16 protein-coding genes are annotated in these 17,128 nt (G+C 64.0%); 13 read left to right on the top strand and 3 right to left on the bottom strand.

All coding sequences use genetic code 11. The features are described from left to right. Positions 1–157 precede the first annotated feature (157 nt). Positions 158–1,771: an ABC transporter substrate-binding protein gene (locus V1290_RS16045; RefSeq protein ID WP_334365313.1), complete on the bottom strand. Its 1,614-nt coding sequence runs from the start codon at positions 1,769–1,771 to the stop codon at positions 158–160. A 204-nt stretch (positions 1,772–1,975) separates the two neighbouring features. Between V1290_RS16045 and V1290_RS16040 the strand changes: the two genes are divergently transcribed. The 7 genes from V1290_RS16040 (at position 1,976) to V1290_RS16010 (ending at position 9,369) form a co-directional block, all read left to right on the top strand. Further along, positions 1,976–3,634, top strand: a complete 1,659-nt coding sequence (locus V1290_RS16040) for an ABC transporter substrate-binding protein (RefSeq protein ID WP_334365312.1) — start codon at positions 1,976–1,978, stop codon at positions 3,632–3,634. 212 nt (positions 3,635–3,846) lie between these two features. Next, complete coding sequence (locus V1290_RS16035) at positions 3,847–4,800, top strand: ABC transporter permease (protein ID WP_334365311.1); 954 nt, start codon at positions 3,847–3,849, stop codon at positions 4,798–4,800. Positions 4,801–4,812: 12 nt separating this feature from the next. Beyond that, on the top strand, positions 4,813–5,691 hold the full coding sequence (locus V1290_RS16030) for an ABC transporter permease (RefSeq protein WP_035728661.1): 879 nt from the start codon (positions 4,813–4,815) through the stop codon (positions 5,689–5,691). Between the two features lie 3 nt (positions 5,692–5,694). After that, the gene (locus tag V1290_RS16025; RefSeq protein WP_334365310.1) at positions 5,695–6,786 is read left to right on the top strand and encodes an ABC transporter ATP-binding protein; all 1,092 of its coding nucleotides are present in this window, start codon (positions 5,695–5,697) and stop codon (positions 6,784–6,786) included. Beyond that, complete coding sequence (locus V1290_RS16020; RefSeq protein WP_334365309.1) at positions 6,783–6,980, top strand: hypothetical protein; 198 nt, start codon at positions 6,783–6,785, stop codon at positions 6,978–6,980. Before V1290_RS16025 ends, V1290_RS16020 begins: the two co-directional genes overlap by 4 nt. Further along, the gene (locus V1290_RS16015) at positions 6,977–8,389 is read left to right on the top strand and encodes an amidase (protein ID WP_334365308.1); all 1,413 of its coding nucleotides are present in this window, start codon (positions 6,977–6,979) and stop codon (positions 8,387–8,389) included. Before V1290_RS16020 ends, V1290_RS16015 begins: the two co-directional genes overlap by 4 nt. After that, complete coding sequence (locus tag V1290_RS16010; protein ID WP_334365307.1) at positions 8,386–9,369, top strand: ABC transporter ATP-binding protein; 984 nt, start codon at positions 8,386–8,388, stop codon at positions 9,367–9,369. The genes V1290_RS16015 and V1290_RS16010 overlap by 4 nt, the downstream gene beginning before the upstream one ends. Positions 9,370–9,595: 226 nt before the next feature. Here V1290_RS16010 and V1290_RS16005 read toward each other — a convergent pair whose 3' ends face one another. Beyond that, entirely contained in the window at positions 9,596–9,835 is a 240-nt protein-coding gene (locus V1290_RS16005) for a hypothetical protein (RefSeq protein WP_334365306.1), read from the bottom strand. Positions 9,836–9,970: 135 nt separating this feature from the next. On the opposite strand from V1290_RS16005, the gene V1290_RS16000 reads away from it, so the two are divergent. The 3 genes from V1290_RS16000 to V1290_RS15990 all read left to right on the top strand — a co-directional run bounded on the left by V1290_RS16000 (position 9,971) and on the right by V1290_RS15990 (position 13,766). Beyond that, the gene (locus tag V1290_RS16000; protein ID WP_171581084.1) at positions 9,971–10,240 is read left to right on the top strand and encodes a GlsB/YeaQ/YmgE family stress response membrane protein; all 270 of its coding nucleotides are present in this window, start codon (positions 9,971–9,973) and stop codon (positions 10,238–10,240) included. Between the two features lie 473 nt (positions 10,241–10,713). Continuing rightward, entirely contained in the window at positions 10,714–12,462 is a 1,749-nt protein-coding gene (locus V1290_RS15995) for a type I secretion system permease/ATPase (protein ID WP_334365305.1), read from the top strand. Then, complete coding sequence (locus tag V1290_RS15990) at positions 12,459–13,766, top strand: HlyD family type I secretion periplasmic adaptor subunit (protein ID WP_334365304.1); 1,308 nt, start codon at positions 12,459–12,461, stop codon at positions 13,764–13,766. The genes V1290_RS15995 and V1290_RS15990 overlap by 4 nt, the downstream gene beginning before the upstream one ends. Before the next feature lie 141 nt (positions 13,767–13,907). On the opposite strand, the gene V1290_RS15985 is transcribed toward V1290_RS15990, so the two are convergent. Then, complete coding sequence (locus V1290_RS15985) at positions 13,908–14,390, bottom strand: CinA family protein (RefSeq protein ID WP_334365303.1); 483 nt, start codon at positions 14,388–14,390, stop codon at positions 13,908–13,910. A gap of 138 nt (positions 14,391–14,528) precedes the next feature. On the opposite strand from V1290_RS15985, the gene V1290_RS15980 reads away from it, so the two are divergent. Genes V1290_RS15980 through V1290_RS15970 form a run of 3 tightly spaced genes read left to right on the top strand, consistent with a single transcriptional unit; the run spans position 14,529 to position 17,127 of the window. After that, positions 14,529–15,608, top strand: coding sequence for an amidohydrolase family protein (locus tag V1290_RS15980; RefSeq protein ID WP_334365302.1), 1,080 nt, complete (start codon positions 14,529–14,531; stop codon positions 15,606–15,608). Next, entirely contained in the window at positions 15,605–16,714 is a 1,110-nt protein-coding gene (locus V1290_RS15975) for an amidohydrolase family protein (RefSeq protein WP_334365301.1), read from the top strand. The genes V1290_RS15980 and V1290_RS15975 overlap by 4 nt, the downstream gene beginning before the upstream one ends. Further along, positions 16,714–17,127, top strand: a complete 414-nt coding sequence (locus V1290_RS15970) for a Rieske (2Fe-2S) protein (protein ID WP_057860734.1) — start codon at positions 16,714–16,716, stop codon at positions 17,125–17,127. The genes V1290_RS15975 and V1290_RS15970 overlap by 1 nt, the downstream gene beginning before the upstream one ends. Position 17,128: the final 1 nt, after the last annotated feature.

Raw genomic sequence — 17,128 nt, 5'->3', positions numbered from 1 at the left:
GAGCGAAGCGATACAATCCTGCAGAGCGTTCATCTGTCGTCCCTGCGAACGCAGGAGCCCACACCGCGTGATGTAGCTATTTTGCGCTGCAGCTCGTTTGCTTCTCTCCAACTAAGTCCTGTGGTTATGGGTCCCTGCGTTCGCAGGAACGACAAGATTACTCCAGCCCGATTTGCGTCAGATCCTGGAACCAGTGCTGCGCCTGCACGAATTTCTTCACCTTCGGCGACAGCGCATGCGGGTTGGTGTCGTGCACGACCCATACCAGCGTGGCGTCGTCGACGATCTGCGCGTGCGCCTGCGCCAGCAGCTCGTCCTGTTTGGCGACATCAAAAGTCTGCTTGGCTTCGTCGATCAGTGCATCGACCTTCGCATTTCTGTAGCCGCCCCAGTTGACGCCAACCGGCGCGATCTGGCCGGAGTGGAAGAAGCGGACGATGGCGTAGAGCGGGTCTGACGTGACATAGGCGATGTTGTTGGAGGTGATGCCGGCGTTCATCTCGTCGGCCGCGCCCTTGCGCCAGGCCGTGTATAGCGTCTCGAGCTCGACCACCTTGAAGTCGATCTCGATGCCAATCTCCTTGAAACTTTGCTGCAAGAATTCGTTCATCGGCAGCGACAGCATCTGTCCGGTACCGCCCTGCGCGATGACGAAGGTGGTCTTCAGCGGCTTCTCCTTCGAATAGCCGGCCTGCTGCACCAGCTTCTTCGCCGCCGCGACATCATATTTGAGCTCGAAGGACGGCTTGCCGAACCACGGGCTCGACGGGTCGACCTGGCCCTTGGCGGGTTTCGCCAGACCGTTCATCAGCCCGACCACCGCCTCGCGGTCGATCGCGAGGTTGAGCGCCTTGCGCAGGCGGATGTCGGTCCAGGGCGAGCCGGGCAACACGCTCAAATGATAATTCCAGACATGCGGCGTGACGTTGTCGACGATCTTCATGCCGGCGGATTTGAGCTGCGGCACCGCGTCCGGCGCCGGGGTCTCGATCAAGTCGACCTGGCCGGCCAATAGCGCGTTGGTGCGCGTCAGCGCTTCCGGCATCGGGATCAGCACGATCTTGTCGGCCTTCGGAAGCCGCTTCTTGTCCCAATAGTCGGCATTCCCGGTCAGCTCGGCGAGTTCGCGCGGCACGAGTTTTGTCAGTTTGAACGGCCCGGTGCCGGAGGGCTGGCTGGCGAACTTGTCCCAATCCTTGCCAAGCTTTTCATATTGCGCCGGGCTGGAAACCAGAAACCACAGCATCTGATACGGAAAGAAGGAGTCGACCGCCTTGGTCGTGATCTCGATGGTGGCGTCGTCGATCTTGGCGTAGCTCGCGACCGAGGGCAGGCGGGTCTTCACCTGCGCGCTCTGCCGCTTGTCGAACTGCGGTGCCTTGTCGTTGAGCACCTTGTCGAGATTCCAGATCACCGCGTCGGCATTGAACTCGCTGCCGTCGTGAAACTTGACGCCCTTGCGAAGCGAAAAGCGCCATTTCTTCTTGTCTTGCTCGTCAACCTTCCATTCGGTCGCGAGCCCCGGCACCAGTTTGCCGGGCCGGTCGGCGACGTCCATCTCCCACGCGACCAGCGGATCGTAGATCGTATAGGCAGAAAACTGATAGGCGCCGGCGCCGCGATCGGGCTGGCCGGTCGTCAGCGGGATGTCCGCCATCGAAATGCCGTAGCGCACAACGGTCTCGGCCTGCGCCGAAATCGCGGAGATGCCAAGAGCCAAGCCTACGGCCAGAGTTGCGGCAGCAAGAAGCATCGAATTTCGGGTGCGCATGAATTAGGCTCCATCGGGCAGGGTTTGGAGCTAAAAATGCAAGCTTGGTGCCAGCTTAGGCATTGGACTTGACTTGCATGCGCGCTTCACAAGGAGTTGTGCGGTCAAACGCATAGCCCGAAGGGAAGCATGCCGTTTGGCACAGGCGTTGCATACGGCTGCATAAGAATTAGTCACCAGGCGTTGAAAAGAGGATTGCTGCATATGCGTAACGACAAATCGAAGAAGACGGCCACCGCGTGGCTGCTGGCAACGGCGCTGGTGGTCGGGTTGCCACAACTCGCAAGCGCCGAAACGGTGCTGCGGATCGGCATGACGGCTGCCGATATTCCACGCACCCTCGGCCAGCCCGATCAGGGTTTTGAGGGCAACCGCTTCACCGGGCTGACGATGTATGACGGCCTGACGATGTGGGACCTCTCATCCCGCGACAAGGCAAGCGTCATGATTCCGGGCCTCGCGACCGAATGGAAGGTGGACGAGGCCGACAAGAAGAAGTGGACCTTCAAGCTGCGCCCCGGCGTCAAATTCCATGACGGCAGCAACTTCAATGCCGACGCCGTGGTTTGGAACGTCGAGAAGGTGCTGAAGCAGGATGCGCCGCATTTTGACGCCAGCCAGGTCGGCGTCACTGCCTCGCGCATGCCGACGCTGGCCTCCGCACGCAAGATCGACGACATGACGGTGGAATTGACCACCAAGGAGCCGGACAGCTTTCTTCCGATCAATCTGACCAACCTGTTCATGGCGAGCCCTGCCAAGTGGCAGGCCTTCTATGACAAGGCTGAAGGCGCCGACGCCAAGGCGAAATCGCAGGCCGCCTGGGCGGCGTTCGCCAGGGACGCCTCGGGCACCGGCCCTTGGAAGATGTCGAAGTTCACGCCGCGCGAGCGGCTCGAACTCGTCAAGAACGAAGGCTATTGGGACAAGGGCCGCGTGCCCAAGGTCGATCGGATGGTGCTGCTGCCGATGCCGGAGGCCAATGCCCGCACCGCGGCCTTGCTGTCCGGCCAGGTCGACTGGGTCGAGGCGCCCGCACCCGACGCGGTCAGGGAAATCAAGCAGCGGGGCTTCCAGCTCCAGGCCAATGAATCGCCGCACGTCTGGCCGTGGCAGTTCTCGCGCATCGAGGGCTCGCCCTGGAACGACATCCGCGTCCGCAAGGCCGCCAATCTCTGCGTCGACCGCGAAGGGCTCAAGGAAGGCCTGCTTGCCGGCCTGATGGTGCCGGCGACCGGCACGTTCGAGCCCGGCCATCCCTGGCGCGGAAAGCCGACTTTCGAGATCAAATATGACCTGAAGGCCGCTCAGAAGCTGATGCAAGAGGCGGGCTACGGCCCGAACAAGAAGCTGACGGTGAAGACCCAGACCTCCGCGTCAGGCTCGGGCCAGATGCAGCCTCTGCCGATGAACGAATATCTGCAGCAGGCATTGGCGGAATGCTATTTCGACGTTCAGCTCGACGTCATCGAGTGGAACACGCTGTTTACCAACTGGCGCCGCGGCGCCAAGGATCCGACCGCCAACGGCGCCAACGCCACCAACGTCACCTACGCGGCGATGGATCCGTTCTTCGCTCTGGTGCGCTTCCTGCAATCGTCGATGGCACCTCCCGTCTCGAACAATTGGGGCTACATCAACAATCCCAAGTTCGACGAACTGGTGACCAAGGCGCGCCAGACCTTCGACCCCGCCGCGCGTGACGCGGCGCTGGCCGAACTGCACGCAGCCTCGGTGGACGATGCGGCGTTCCTCTACGTCGCCCACGACGTCTCGCCGCGGGCCATGAGCCCGAAGGTGAAAGGCTTCGTGCAGCCGAAGAGCTGGTTCGTCGACTTCTCGCCGGTGTCGATGGCGCCGTGAGGTGAGCACACTGGTTAGGCTCCCCTCCTTCTTGCGGGGTCCGAGGCGAGCGAAGCTCGCTCTCGAGGTTGGGGGAAGGGGTCCACACGGGCAGTCCCGGTGCGGCCACCCCTCTCCCTAACCCTCCCCCACAAGGGGGGAGGGAACCCTCGCATCGTGCGTCCTTTACTGTAACCTGCGCATTCGTCGTGTTGCATCAAGTCAGGTAACCCGTGTTCGCTTACATTGCCCGGCGTATCGTCTACGTCATTCCGATCGTGATCAGCGTCGCGCTGGTGTGCTTCCTGCTGGTGCACATCACGCCCGGCGATCCCCTGGTCGCGGTGCTGCCGGCGGATGCGTCGCAGGAACTCGCGGCGCAACTGCGCACGGCTTACGGCTTCGACCGGCCGCTGCCGGTGCAATTCGGCCTCTGGCTATGGCGCGCGCTCCATGGCGATCTCGGCAGCTCGATTGCGACAGGCCGCCCGGTGCTGTCGGAAGTCCTGCGCGCCGTCGGCAACACCGTCACGCTTGCGGTTGCCGCCGCGCTGATCGGCTTTACTCTCGGGCTGATGTTCGGCCTGATCGCCGGCTATTTCCGCGACACCTGGATCGACAAGGTCGCGACCTCCATCGCGATCGCCGGCGTCTCGGTGCCGCATTACTGGCTCGGCATGGTGATGGTCATCATCTTCTCGGTGCAGCTCAACTGGCTGCCCGCGGTCGGCGCCGGTCCCGGCGGCTCCGGTTCGTGGGGCTGGGACTGGGAGCACATGAAATACCTGATCCTGCCGGCGATCACGACCTCGGTGATCCCGATGGGCATCATCACCCGCACGGTCCGCGCGCTGACCGGTGATATCCTGAGCCAGGATTTTGTCGAAGCGTTGCGCGCCAAAGGGTTGCGCGAATTCGACGTGTTCCGCCACGTCATCAAGAACGCCGCGCCGACCGCGCTCGCGGTGATGGGCCTGCAATTGGGTTACATGCTTGGCGGCTCGATCCTGATCGAGACCGTATTCTCATGGCCCGGCTCGGGCTTGCTGCTCAATTCCGCGATCTTCCAGCGCGACCTGCCGCTGCTGCAAGGCACGATTTTGGTGCTGGCGCTGTTCTTCGTCACGCTCAATCTGCTGGTCGATATCGCGCAGGCCGCGATCGATCCGCGCATCAAGCGGGGTTGATCCATGACCGTGATGTCGGATACCGCCCTGCAAGCCGCGCCTGCGACCAAGGCGCGCGGCTATTGGGCCACCGTCGGTCGCCGCATCGCGCGCGACAAGGTCAGCATGGTCTGCGCTTTCGTGCTGGTGCTGATCTTCGCCTCCGCGCTGCTGGCGCCGTGGCTCGGCCTTGCCGATCCCTATCAGGGCTCGATGATCCGCCGGCTTCGCCATATCGGCACGCCGAACTATCCGCTCGGCACCGACGAGCTCGGCCGCGACATGCTGGCGCGGCTGATCTATGGCGGAAGGCTGTCGCTGATCATCGGCATCCTGCCGGTGATTTTCGCCTTCGTGATCGGCACCTCGCTCGGTCTCGTCGCCGGCTATGTCGGCGGCCGGCTCAACACTGCCATCATGCGTACGGTGGACGTGTTCTACGCCTTCCCGTCGGTGCTGCTGGCAATCGCGATCTCCGGCGCGCTGGGCGCGGGTATCGTCAATTCCATCGTCTCGCTGACCATCGTGTTCGTGCCGCAGATCACCCGCGTCGCCGAAAGCGTTACCACCGGCGTGCGTAACATGGATTTTGTGGAAGCCGCGCGCGCCTCCGGCGCCGGACCTTTTACCATCATGCGCGTGCATATGCTCGGAAACGTTCTCGGCCCGATCTTCGTCTACGCAACAGGCTTGATCTCGGTGTCGATGATCCTCGCCGCCGGCCTGTCATTCCTCGGGCTCGGCACCAAACCGCCGGAGCCGGAATGGGGCTTGATGCTGAACACGCTGCGCACCGCGATCTATATCAATCCCTGGGTGGCGGCGCTGCCGGGCGTGATGATCTTTGCGGTGTCGATCTGCTTCAATCTTTTGAGCGACGGCATGCGCAGCGCCATGGACATCAGGAACTGACGCATGGGTGAGACGTCCACCTCAGTCGAATTGCTGGAACAGGTCGAGGACATCGGCGGGGCGGCGCAACCGCTGCTGCAGGTCACCGGCCTGACCAAACATTTCCCGGTGCGCGGCGACCTGTTCAGCCCTCGTAAAACGGTGCGTGCGGTCGATGATGTGTCGTTCTCGATCGCCAAGGGCGAAACGGTCGGCATCGTCGGCGAATCCGGCTGCGGCAAGTCGACCACGGCACGGCTTCTGATGCACCTGATGAAGCGCGATGCCGGCGACATCGTCTATGACGGCATGCAGGTCGGCCGCGCGTTGTCCCTGCGCGAATTGCGTCGCGGCATGCAGATGGTGTTTCAGGACAGCTACGCCTCGCTCAATCCGCGCCTGACCATCGAGGAATCGATCGCCTTCGGCCCCAAGGTGCACGGCATGGCCGACGCTGCCGCGCGCACGCTGGCGCGCGAGCTGCTCGGCAAAGTTGGCTTGCGTCCCGAAACTTTCGCCAACCGCTACCCGCACGAAATTTCCGGCGGCCAGCGCCAGCGCGTCAATATCGCGCGTGCGCTGGCGTTGTCGCCGCGGCTGGTGATTCTTGATGAAGCGGTGTCTGCGCTCGACAAATCGGTCGAAGCCCAGGTGCTGAACCTGTTGGCGGACCTCAAGCGCGAATTCGGCCTGACCTATCTTTTCATCAGCCACGATCTCAACGTGGTGCGCTACATCTCGGATCGCGTGCTGGTGATGTATCTCGGCGAGGTGGTCGAACTCGGCCCGGTCGACAAGGTCTGGGATGCGCCGGCACATCCCTACACGCGGGCGCTCCTGGCGGCGATGCCGTCGTCCGACCCCGATAACCGCACCGAGACGCCGCCGATCTCCGGCGATCCGCCCAATCCGATCGACCCGCCGTCGGGGTGCCGGTTTCACACCCGTTGCCCGTTTGCGGAGCCGCTCTGCGCAAATGCGACGCCAAAACTCAGCGATGTCGATACAATGGGCCATCAGGCGGCGTGCTACATGGCCATACCTGGCTCCGGGCACAGTCGCGCGCCGGCCAAAGAAAATGCCAAGAAAAGTGACATGGGAGTAACCGCTGCATGACAAGACCCGATCCCAAGCAGGTCAAGGTAATGACCGACGTCGCCGGCGTGCCGCAGGGTGCGGAAGTGTCCGCCCGCATCGCCAGTTCCATCGGCCCGGCCTTTGACGGGTTTGCGCCCATTGCCGGCACGCTGCCGATGGATCTTGAGCCCGCGAGCTTCCTGCTGGTGCAGAACGCGAAGGTGTCGAAATGAGCGGCGAACCGGCCTTGATGTCAGCGGTCGCGGTCGCCAAGGCGATCGCCGGCAAGAAGTTGTCCTCGCGCGAAGTGACGCAATCCTGCCTCGACCGCATCGCGCAATGGCAACCGCGCGTCAACGCCTTCATGGCGATCGAGGCGGAGGAGGCACTTGCCGCGGCTGATGCCGCTGACGCCGCGCTCGCCAAGGGCCAAAATCTCGGCCCGCTGCACGGCGTCCCGATGGCGCACAAGGACATGTATTACGAGGCCGGCAAGGTCGTCACCTGCGGCTCCAAAATCCGGCGCGATTTCGTTGCGACGACGACTTCGACCGCGTTGCAGCGCCTGAAAGATACCGGATCCGTCAGGCTCGGCTCGCTGCAGATGGTCGAGTTCGCCTACGGGCCGACCGGCCACAACGTGCATTACGGCGCGGTGCGCAACCCCTGGAATGTCGATCACATCACCGGCGGCTCTTCATCAGGCTCGGGCTCCGCAGTCGCGGCGCGGCTGACCTTTGCCGCACTGGGCTCCGATACTGGCGGCTCGATCCGGATGCCCGCGCATTTCTGCGGCGTCACCGGTTTCAAGACGACGGTCGGCCTGATCAGCCGCGCCGGCGCGATGCCGCTGTCGCAATCGCTCGACACCGTCGGCCCGCTGGCGCAAACGGTCGAGGACTGCGCGCTGCTCGTAGGGCTGATGGCGGGTGCGGATCCCGAGGACCCGACCACGTCCACGCGGCCGGTGCCGAACTACATGGCCGCGACCACGGGCTCGATGAAGGGCCTGAAGATCGGCGTACCGACAGCCTTCTATGTAGACGACCTCGATCCCGAGGTGGCGCGCGTGCTGGACCAGACCATCGCTACACTCAGGGGCGAGGGGGCCGAGATCGTCAAGGTCGAACTGCCGGACCAGCGCCAGCTCACGGCGGCCTGCCAGATCGTGCTTGCCACCGAGGCGGCTGCCTTCCACAAGCGCTGGATGATCGAGCGACCGCAGGATTACGGCGGTCAGGTGTTGATGCGGCTGCAGAACGGGCTCGCCATTCCGGCCGTGACCTATCTCGAAGCGATGCGCTGGCGCGGTCCGGCGCTGGCCGCCTACCTCGCCGCGGTCGAAGGCACCAACGCCGTGATCGCGCCGGTGGCCCCGATGCCCGCGGCGACGATTGCCGAGAGCGATGTCGGCAACAGCCTGGAGGCGGAAGCCGTGATTCAGCGCATCACGCGGTTCACCCGCCCGATCAATTATCTCGGCCTGCCGTCGCTTTCGATTCCCGCGGGCTTCACCAAGAAGGCGCTGCCGATCGGCATGCAGTTGATCGGTCGTCCCTTCGATGAGGCCGGGCTGGTGCGGATCGGCGCGGCGTTCCAGCGCGCCACCGACTATCACCAGCAGGTACCCAAACTGGCATGAGCAACCTCGTCGATATCCGCGACCTCAACATCCGCTTCACCGGCGAACGTACGGTTCATGCCGTCAACGACATTTCGCTCTCGCTTGGCGAGGGCGAGGTGCTGGGCCTGCTCGGCGAATCCGGCTCGGGAAAGAGCGTGACGCTGCGCGCGCTGATGCGGCTGTTGCCGAAGAAGCGGACGCAGATTTCGGGCACCGTGAAGGTGTTGGGACGCGACGTGCTCGCAATGAACGACGAGGAGCTGTCGGCGTTTCGCGGCCAGACCGTCTCGATGATCTTTCAAGAGCCCGCGCTGGCGCTCGACCCCGTCTACACGATCGGCCGCCAGATTGCGGAAACCGTGATCCGCCACGAAGGCAAGAGCGAAAAGGAGGGACTCGCGCGCGCGCTGGAAATGCTGGAGGTGGTGCGGATTCCCTCCGCCAAGCGCCGCTTAGAGGCCTATCCGCACGAAATGAGCGGTGGCATGCGGCAGCGCGCCATGATCGCGCTGGCGCTGGCGTGCAAGCCGAAAATCCTGCTGGCGGACGAGCCGACCACGGCGCTGGACGCCACCGTGCAGATCCAGATCCTGCTGCTGCTCCGCGAATTGCAGCGCGAGTTCGGCATGTCCGTGATTTTCGTGACCCACGATATCGGCGTCGCCATCGAAATCTGCGACCGCGTCGCGGTCATGTATGCCGGCCAGATCGTGGAGCAGGGCCGCCTGCGCGACATCGTCCGCACCCCGGTGCATCCCTATGCCAAGGGGCTATTGGCTGCTACCGTCCACGGCGCAAAACGCGGCCAGCGGCTGGAGACCATCCCGGGCACGCCGCCCTCGCTCGACAAGGCGCCCGTCAGTTGTTCGTTCGCGCCACGCTGCACGGTTGCGCAGCCGCGCTGCAGCGAGCGTCTGCCGCCGAATGTGCAGGTATCGCCGGATCGAACGGCGCGTTGTGTGCTGGCGGAGGCGGCGGAAGTTTCTGCTGCGACCTGATCGCCACACGGGCGCTGCACTCCCTCTCCCGCTTGCGGGGGAGGCGTAGGCGGCCGATGGGCCGCCGTCCTTGATTTAAGAACGCCGATGCGTAGCATCGGCTATGGGTGGGGGTGCCGCCGCGAGTCGCATCCTTCGTATGGAGAGAGCCCCACCCGCATCGCATCTCCGATGCGATGCGACCTCTCCCGCAAGCGGGAGAGGTGAAGCGATACACTGATTTGATTCACCCACCCAATCCGGGATCAGCCCACTGCTCGATTTGCGACGGCCCGACCACCTGCTTTGGCTGATGCGGATTGAGCGTGCCGGCGCTGGCGGACCAGCCCTTGGCCAAAATTTGCATTGCAAACAGCTTGGCGTCAATTTCAGATTTGAAGGTGCGGGTCGAGCGGGCCGTGCTCTCCGCAGTATCGTCCGTCTTGTCCGGACCGAAAGTCACATACCAAATATCGCCCTGTTTCATGCCGACATAACGCGCGTGACATAAAAAAGTTCACTTCGCAGGTGCAGTTGACCGGCGCGCGGATTGCGGCTCGTCACATCGGACAATCGTGGATAGGCTGTCGTACGGCCTGCGCCGCAAACCCGGGGGCTTCACATGCAGATTTCCAACGAAGGCATTCTCGTCATTCTGTTTGTCGGCCTGGTGGCCGGCTGGCTCGCCGGCAAGATCGTGCGCGGCACCGGCTTTGGCATCATCGGCGATATTCTCGTGGGCATCGCCGGCGCGCTGCTTGCGAGCCTGCTGTTTCCCAAGCTCGGCATCCGTCTCGGCACCGGACTGGTGTCCGAGATCGTCTACTCCACCATCGGCGCCGTCATCTTGCTGCTGATCGTCCGGCTATTGCGGACCGGCGGGCGGTTCTAGCGCGGCGCTATTTGGCGCGGCCACCACATCTGCGATCCACTGCAGAAGGGCCGTGCCTTGATCAGCGGCGCCATGCCGAGCATCACGCCAAGCCCTGTTCGGCAACCTCAAGCATCGCCGGCCCGGCGGACCGTTCCCACGGCATCGCCCATTCCGCCGGCCTGCTGGCGAATGGGTCGGCGTTCGCGCGCAAGCCCGATGGCGGCCGACGGGCGGGCTGGGCGCCGGAAGCGGCGTCCTTCTCGATACCAACGGCGAGATCGGCCGGGTCTCGATTCGGTGATTCTGGTGCCGTTTCCGCGCCAGGCGAAGGCTGAACCCGTCAAACTAGCTGCCCAATCACGCGAATGCCGCCTCCGGCCGCGTCATGGGGGGGTGAACTGGATCGGGGTTAACGTGACTTAAATGGACGGTGTCCGAAAACATCGGTAAAACCTGCACGTCACCTGATCCTTTTGGCGAGACACGCATTTATGGCAGCCGCTCCCGGCGTCCGGCGTTCAGAGCTCGGTGAGGCGCTGCGCGCCTGCCGCAACGCCTTTATCGGCGTTGGCGTCATGAGTTGCATGATCAATCTGCTGTACCTCACCGGCTCGATTTTCATGCTGGAGGTCTACGACCGCGTGCTGCCCAGCCGCAGCGTGCCCACCCTGGTCGGCCTCGTGATTCTCGCTGGCGGACTCTACATCGCCCAGGGCGGTCTCGACCTGATCCGCGGCCGCATTCTCGGGCGTATTGGAACCGCGCTCGACGAAGCCATCAATGCGCGCGTGTTCGAAACCGTGGTGCGGCTGCCGCTGATGGTCGGCGCCCGTAACGAAGGCCTGCAGCCCTTGCGCGATCTCGACAATGTCAGGTCGTTCCTCGGCAGCATGGGGCCGGGCGCGTTCTTCGATCTGCCGTGGCTGCCGTTCTATCTGGCGATCTGCTTTCTGTTCCACTGGCTGCTCGGCGTCACCGCTTTGGTCGGCGCCGTCATTCTGGTGACGCTGACGCTGATCACCGAGTTCCTGTCGCGCACGCCGGCGAAGGAGGCGATGACGCTGGCCGCGCGGCGCAGCGACCTCGCCGCCACCAGCCGGCGCAACGCCGAAGTGCTGGTGGCGATGGGCATGTCCGGACGGCTGATGAAGCGCTGGAGCGAGGCCAACGAGACCTATCTGGCAGGCAATCAGCGCGCCAGCGATATCGCCGGCGGTCTCGGCGCGGTCGCCAAGGTCCTGCGCATGATGCTGCAATCGGCGGTGCTCGCGGTCGGCGCTTACCTCGTGATCCACCAGGAAGCCACCGCCGGCATCATCATTGCGGGCTCGATCTTGAGCGCGCGGGCGCTGGCGCCGGTCGATCTCGCCATCGCCCACTGGAAAGGTTTTGTCGCCGCGCGCCAGAGCTGGCATCGCCTGTCAAAACTCCTGCAGCAAATGCCGCCGGCAAATGAACAGACGCTGTTGCAGGCGCCCACGAAGCGGCTGTCGGTCGAGGCGGTCAGTATCGTGCCGCCGGGCGACCAGCGCGTCATCGTGCAGGACGTCAGCTTCGCCGTCGAGGCCGGGTCCGGCGTCGGCGTCATCGGTCCGAGCGGTTCCGGCAAGTCGTCGCTGGTGCGTGCGCTGGTCGGCGTCTGGACACCTGGCCGCGGCAAGGTGCGGCTCGATGGCGCGGCGCTCGACCAATGGTCGTCGGACGTACTCGGCCGCCACATCGGCTATCTGCCGCAGGACGTCGAACTGTTCGCCGGCACCGTGGCGCAGAACATCTGCCGCTTTGACCCCGAGGCGAAATCGGAGGCGATCATTGCCGCCGCCAAGGAGGCTGGCGTGCACGAGATGATCATCAAGATGCGCGAGGGCTACGATACCCAGATCGGCGAGCAGGGGGCTGCTCTCTCCGCCGGTCAGGCGCAGCGCGTGGCGCTGGCGCGCGCGCTCTACGGCAATCCGTTCCTGATCGTGCTCGACGAGCCGAACTCCAATCTCGACAGCGAGGGCGACGAGGCGCTGACCCGCGCCGTGCGCGCCGCCCGCGAGCGCGGCGCCATCGTGGTTGTGGTGGCGCACCGGCCGATCGGCATCGAGGCCGTCGATCAATTGCTGGTCTTGAAGGACGGCCGTATGCACGCGTTCGGTCCCAAGGAAACCGTGCTCGGCCAGGTGCTGCAGCGCGTCCCGGCGCCGCCGCCGATCAAGATCGTGTCCGAAGCGGGAGCTGCGAAAAAATCATGACCGCGGACCTGAAAGGCGCGCGCCGCTCGATACGCTCGCATCTCATCGTAGGTCTGGCGCTGATGCTGGTCATTGCCGGCGGGTTCGGCGGCTGGGCCTCGACCGTGCAGATCTCGGGCGCGCTGATCGCGCCGGGTTCGGTGGTGGTCGATTCCAACGTCAAGAAGGTGCAGCACCCGACCGGTGGCGTGGTCGGCGAGGTCCGGGTGCGCGACGGCGACGTGGTCAAGGCGGGCGACGTCGTGGTGCGGCTCGACGAGACCGTGGTCAAGGCGAGCTTGGCCATCGTGGTCAAGACGCTGAACGGCTTGTGGGCGCGGGCGGCGCGGCTGGAAGCCGAGCAGCGCGGCCTCGACAAGATCAAGTTCCCGCCGCAGCTCTCCGATCGCGCCGACGACCCTGACGTCCGCGACATCATCGCGAGCGAAACCAAACTGTTCGAGGTTCGCGTGTTCGGGCGCGCGGGGCAGAAATCGCAACTGCGCGAGCGCGTGGCCCAGCTCAATGAGGAAATCGCCGGCCTCACCGCACAAGAACAGGCCAAGGAAAAGGAAATCGCGCTGGTCGAGAAAGAGCTGATCGGCGTCCGTCAGCTCTACGAGCAGCGCCTGATCCAGATCTCGCGCCTGACGGTTTTGGAGCGCGATCTCGCCCGGCTGTCGGGCGAGCGTGCGCAATACATCGCCGCGCGCGCGCAGGCGAGGGGCAAGATCACCGAAACCGAACTGCAGATCATCCAGGTCGACAAGGACGTCGTCAGCGAAGTCTCCAAGGATCTGCGCGAGACCAACGACAAGATCGGCGAGTTCGTCGAGCGCAAGGTCACCGCGGAGGATCAACTGCGCCGCATCGACATCCGCGCGCCGCAGGACGGCGTGGTGCTGCAGTCGACCGTGCACACCGTCGGCGGCGTTATCACCGCGGGCGACGCCATCATGATGATCGTGCCGAAGGCCGACGATCTCTCGGTCGAGGCCAAGGTCAACCCGCAGGACATCGACAAGCTGCAGATCGGCCAGAAGACGCTCTTGCGGCTATCCGCCTTCAATCAGCGCACCACGCCGGAGCTCAACGGCGTGGTGACCCGCGTCTCCGCCGACGTCACCACCGACCAGCGCACCGGTCAGAGCTACTACACCATCCGCGTCTCGATGCCGCCGGACGAAGTCGCCCGCCTCGGCGAGGTAAAGATCATCCCGGGCATGCCGGTGGAAGCCTTCGTGCAAACCGGCGACCGCACCATGCTCTCCTATCTGATGAAGCCGTTCAGCGACCAATTGATGCGCTCGTTCCGGGAGAGGTGAGGTTGTCGCGTAGGTGCTGTCGTCCCTGCGAACGCAGGGACCCATAACCACCGGGTCTGGTTGTTGAGCCGAAGCCGTCGAACAGCGTGTCTCAAAAAATCGCCGCGGCGTATGGGTCCCTGCGTTCGCAGGGACGACGTGTCACCTGGACAAATTCTCCAACAGCAAATTCAACGCCGTGCTCGCAAATTGCTGCATGTTCGCCTGTCGGTCGCCGCTCCCAGTTTCCAGCGTGAACACTTCGTTTTGCGGACCCGCTACCGCCATGCAGCTATGGCCCGCGGCATCGCCGTAGCGGTTGCCGGTTGGTCCCGTCGCGCCGGTTTCCGACAATCCCCAGTCGGTCGCAAAGCGCTGGCGGACTTGGGCGGCGAGCAATTTCGCGTATGGTTCGGACGCCGAGCGGATGCCCGTCATCGCCTCGTCCGGGATATCCATCAGCAGCCGACGCGCGTCGCGGGTATAGACCACGGCGCCGCCGAGGAAATAGGCCGATGCGCCCGGCACCGACAATAGCGCCGCCGAGATCAGCCCGCCGGTAGAGGATTCCGCCACCGAAATCGTCTGTTTCCGCGCGATCATTTGGGTCGCGATCTTTTCGGCGATCGTAACAAGCTCTTTCATTTCAACTCCTGCGCGTAGCCACTTGCCAGTCATGTCCTCCTAGCACAGGAGGTTCACGTTTGCCGAGTTGCGGCACGCGGGCCGCCCTGATTGAATGCCTCAAACAACTGCGTCGACGCGGCCATACGAGGAAACACCATGACGTCGCCGATCGCGGGTGGCGTGGACTGCGACCTGCATCCCGCCGTTCCGCATCTGACCAGCCTGTTGCCCTACATGAACGACTACTGGCGCGACCAGGTGACGACCCGCGGCATGACCGATCTGGTCTCGCAATCCTATCCCACCCATTCGCCGATCTCGTCGCGGCCGGACTGGAGGCCGGCGCAGGGCAAGCCGGGCGCCGATCTGGCCGACATGCAGAAGCAGGCGCTCGACCGGTTCGGCGTTCGTTTCGGCATCTGTAATCCGCTCTACGGCGTGCAGATGGTGTTCTCCGAGGACATGCAGGACGCGTTCTGCCGCGCGCTGAATGACTGGCTGGCCAAAGAATGGCTCGACAAGGACGATCGGCTGCGCGGCTCGATCGTGATCCCGACGCAAAGCGTCGAGAAGTCGGTCGCGGAGATCGAACGCTGCGCTGAGGATAAGCGCTTCGTCCAGGTGCTGATGCTGGTCATGGGCGACATGCCGCTCGGAAAACGCGCCTACTGGCCGATCTACGCCGCCGCCGAACGGTTGGGCCTGGCCGTCGGCATCCATGCCGGCAGCGCCTATCACAACCCGCCGACATCGATCGGTTGGGGCTCCTACCACATCGAGGATTACGTGGCCCAAGCGACCGCGTTCCAGACTCAGCTCACCAGCCTGATCGTCGAAGGCGTGTTCGCGCGCCATCCGAATCTGAAAATGGTGATGCTGGAATCAGGCTTCACCTGGTTGCCGGCCTATCTCTGGCGGCTGCACAAATTCTGGCGCGGCATTCGGATGGAAACGCCGTGGGTCGATCGCGCGCCGCTGGAGATTGTGCGCAGCAACATCCGCTTCTCGCTTCAGCCGGTAGATGCGCCGCCGGATCCCGCAACCCTGAACCGCCTGTTTGACCATATGCAGTCGGACGAATTGCTCCTATTCTCGACCGACTATCCGCACTGGCAGTTCGATGGCGACGAGGTGCTGCCGCCGGGATTGTCGCCCGATCTGGTGCGCAAGATTATGATAGATAATCCACTCGCGACCTACGGCCGGTTGGAATTCGCGAAGGAGACGACGCCATGAATGTGCAGTTCCGCGACCGTCCGGAGCCCGCATCACCGGTCAGCCTCAAAACCGCGATCGCCGATTGCGATATCCATCCGGCGCGCGCGACCGCGACCGAACTCTATCCCTTCCTCGCAAAACGCTGGCACGAACACCTCGAGGCCTACGGCAAGCAGGCCTATCACGGCATGATGGAGGGCCCGCCCTATCCGAAGGCGCAGCCCAACGCCTCGCGCCGCGATGCCTGGCCGCCGGAAGGCGGGCCACAGGGCTCCTCGCTGTCCTTCATGCAGAAACAGCTTCTCGATCCCTACAATGTAGCACTCGGGGTGCTCAATCCGCTCGCCAGCGGGCAGGGCCTGCGCAACCAGGATCTGGCCGGCGCGATCTGCTCCGCGATCAACGACTGGCAGATCGAGAAATGGACCAGCAAGGACAAGCGTCTGAAGGCCTCGATCGTCGTTCCCAATGAGGACGGTCCTGCCTCGGCCGTCGAAATCCGCAAGCGCGCGGGCGATCCGAATTTCGTTCAGGTGCTGCTGCTCTCGCGCAATGTCGAACCGCTCGGCCAGCGCCGCTATTGGCCGATCTACGAGGCCGCGCACGAGATCGGGCTGCCGGTCGGCGTCCACGCCTTCGGCTTCGGCGGCAATCCGCTCACGCCGTCCGGCTGGCCGAGCTTCTACATCGAGGAGATGGTCGGCCACTCGCAGTGCCAGCAGACCGCGCTGGCGAGCCTCGTGCTCGAAGGCGTGTTCGAGCGGTACCCGAAACTGAAGATGGTCATGATCGAGGCCGGCTTCGGCTGGGCGCCGTCACTTAGCTGGCGGCTCGACAAGACATTTGAGAGGCTGCACAGCGAGGTGCCGCATCTCAAGCGAAAACCGTCGGAATATATCCGCGACCACATCTGGTGGACGACGCAGCCGATGGAAGATCCGGAGCGCCGCGATCACCTGTTCCAGACCATCGAATGGATCGGTTGGGAAAAGCTGCTGTTCGCCACCGACTACCCGCATTGGGACTTTGATGAGCCGTCGCGCGTCCTGCCGGCCGGCGTCAGCGATACCAACCGCGAAGCGTTCTATCTCGGCAACGCCAAGAAGCTGTACGGAATTTCTTGATGGTTCGGCACGTCATTGCGCCGGTGGACGAATTGCCGCCGGGGACACGAAAATTCCTCGACATCGACGGCCGGCCGATCGCGATTTTCAACATCAAGGGCGAGTTCTTCGGCCTGCTGAACCGCTGCCCGCACCAGGGCGCGGCCCTGTGCGAGGGCCCGTTGATTGGCCTCGCGCAATCCTCCGACCCCGGCGAAATCGAATACACAAAACTCGGCGAAATCATCCGCTGTCCCTGGCACGGCTGGGAGTTCGACATCCGCACCGGGCAGTCCTATTGCGACCCGAAACGCTTCCGCGCCCGCGCCTATCCGGTCAATGTCGAGCCGGGATCAGCCGTGGTGAAGGGACCGTATGTGGCAGAGACCATCGCGGTCTCGGTGGAGAGCGATTACGTGGTGGTGGATTTGTGAG

The organism is Bradyrhizobium sp. AZCC 1578 (assembly GCF_036924675.1).
Classification (GTDB): domain Bacteria; phylum Pseudomonadota; class Alphaproteobacteria; order Rhizobiales; family Xanthobacteraceae; genus Bradyrhizobium.
Note: the sequence above shows the minus strand (reverse complement) of the source record. Positions and strands in the feature narration are given on the sequence as shown.